Here is a 1,814-nt window from a genome sequence, read left to right as displayed (position 1 = left end):
TGGCCCGGATCGGTGCCGTTTTCCAGCAATGCGGACTGTCGCTGCACGCCGCCAAAATTGCCACTTTCGGTGAGAGGGTCGAGGACTTTTCAGCCTGACCAGCCTCGATGGCGAGCCATTGACCGCCGAGCAGCAAAAACAGCTGGAAGAGCGACTGGTACACCAGCTCAATCCCCAGCAGTCGGTACTGGATTAAGCGAAGAGTGATTCGAAGGAGGCTGGTTGTCGGGCGTTTTTTGCCATACCAAACAACTGGTTGGCGCACATCGGATGAAGAAATGGTCGCTGGCCGGAAGAATTCCGGTCAACCCCTTAAAAACAGTCGGAAAAGTGTGATACAACAAACAGAATTTTTTAAAGGAAACCTGTCATGACCGAGTTGCAACAGATCATTGAAGCGGCCTTCGAGCGCCGCGACACCATTACTCCGGGCTCCGTGGATAGCACCACCAAGTCCGCCATCCTGCAAGCCATCGACCTGCTGGACTCCGGCAAGGCGCGGGTTGCCGAGAAGATCGCCGGTGAGTGGGTTGTCCATCAGTGGTTGAAGAAAGCGGTACTGCTCTACTTCCGCATCAACGACAACGGCATCATCAAGGGCGACGATGCCCAGTACTACGACAAGGTTCCCCTCAAATTCTCCAACTACACTGCCGAGCAGTTCAAGGAAGCGGGTGTGCGCGTGGTGCCGCCGGCAACAGCCCGCAAAGGCTCTTTTATCGCCCCCAATACCGTGCTGATGCCCTCCTATGTCAACATCGGCGCCTTCGTTGACGAAGGTACCATGGTCGATACCTGGGCCACTGTCGGCTCTTGCGCCCAGATCGGTAAGAACGTCCACCTCTCCGGCGGCGTCGGCATCGGCGGCGTACTGGAACCGCTGCAGGCCAACCCGACCATCATCGAAGACAACTGCTTTATCGGTGCCCGCTCCGAAGTGGTTGAAGGGGTGATCGTTGAGGAAGGTTCCGTCATCTCCATGGGCGTCTTCATCGGCCAGTCCACCCGCATCTATGACCGCGAAACCGGCGAGATCCACTACGGCCGCGTACCGGCTGGCTCCGTGGTCGTCTCCGGCTCCCTGCCCTCCAAGTGCGGCAAGTACAGCCTCTACGCGGCGGTGATCGTCAAAAAGGTCGATGCCAAGACTCGCGCCAAAGTCGGCATCAACGCCCTGCTGCGCTCCATCGACGAGTAATCAGCATTGCTGTGATGAAAAGGGCGCCTTATGGCGCCCTTTTGATTTTGGCGCCCCTGTCACAGGCAAGCCATGAGGCATCGGTTAAGATGGATGGGACAGGATCGTTTCAAACCGAGGAAGCCTGATGTACGAGAATCTGAAGAGCCTGGGGATCCAGGATCCCGCCTCCGTCGACAGCTATACCCTGCGCCAGGAGGCCAACCACGACATCCTCAAGATCTACTTCAAGAAGCAGAAGGGCGAGTTCTTCGCCAAGAGTGTCAAATTCAAGTATCCCCGCCAGCGCAAGACCATGCTGGTCGACTCCGGTACCCATGAGTACAAGGATGTCACCGAGATCAACGCCAACCTCAAGTATGTGGTGGATGAGCTGGACAACCTGACCCAGGGCGTCCATCAGCAAGCCGACCCGGACATCAAGCAGAAGATCCTGCGCGACCTGCGCCATCTGGAAAAAGTGGTACAGAACAAGATCAGCGAAATCGAACGGGATCTGGAGAAACTCTAATCCCCCCGACTCGACAAAAGAGCGCCCAGGTGGCGCTCTTTTTATTGGCTGGCTTTATGGGGCTATGGGGTTATCTGGCAATGCCGTGCGATAAGGTGAGCGGAG

Annotated in this window: 2 protein-coding genes; both read left to right on the top strand. The window is 56.8% G+C overall.

The genetic code is table 11. The features are described from left to right. Positions 1–370 precede the first annotated feature (370 nt). The gene (gene dapD, locus DBR30_RS20115) at positions 371–1,198 is read left to right on the top strand and encodes a 2,3,4,5-tetrahydropyridine-2,6-dicarboxylate N-succinyltransferase (RefSeq protein ID WP_042081110.1); all 828 of its coding nucleotides are present in this window, start codon (positions 371–373) and stop codon (positions 1,196–1,198) included. A gap of 127 nt (positions 1,199–1,325) precedes the next feature. Then, positions 1,326–1,709, top strand: coding sequence for a DUF3461 family protein (locus tag DBR30_RS20110; RefSeq protein ID WP_005338583.1), 384 nt, complete (start codon positions 1,326–1,328; stop codon positions 1,707–1,709). Positions 1,710–1,814: the final 105 nt, after the last annotated feature.

Origin of the sequence: Aeromonas sp. HMWF017 (assembly GCF_003061465.1) — a bacterium.
GTDB lineage: Bacteria > Pseudomonadota > Gammaproteobacteria > Enterobacterales > Aeromonadaceae > Aeromonas > Aeromonas veronii.
This window is presented reverse-complemented; position numbering and strand designations above follow the sequence as displayed.